The following is a 291-nucleotide window of genomic DNA, read 5'->3' as shown; positions in this document are numbered from 1 at the left end:
ACGGAATATCTTCAAGCAAAATAGTGCTGGCACCCAGTGAGCCAATCATAACCGTCACAATCCAATCAAAATTATTGAGCTGTGACGTTGAGCGCTTGCCAGAAATCTTGGTAATAAGGACGACCAGAATATAGACCATTACCGCAGTGATAATAATGCGTCCAAGCTTGTCGATATTGTCAAAAAATAACATGTCCATAAAGCTGTCTCCTCATAATCACGTAAAGCCACGAATACAGTGTGTTCTTATGCTGGTATTTCTAGAATGCCATTTTTATATAATAATAACAG

The 291-nt window shown here is 38.5% G+C and carries 1 pseudogene; it reads right to left on the bottom strand.

What is annotated here, in order from left to right:
* Positions 1–199: pseudogene (locus AAEY79_RS14440) on the bottom strand (DUF421 domain-containing protein); the annotation flags it as partial.
* Positions 200–291 lie beyond the last annotated feature (92 nt).

The sequence above is a fragment of the Psychrobacter sp. GW64-MNA-CIBAN-0177 genome, assembly GCF_040309585.1.
GTDB lineage: Bacteria > Pseudomonadota > Gammaproteobacteria > Pseudomonadales > Moraxellaceae > Psychrobacter > Psychrobacter okhotskensis.
The sequence above is the reverse complement of the archived record's forward strand: the minus strand, read 5'-3'. Positions and strand labels throughout refer to the sequence as shown.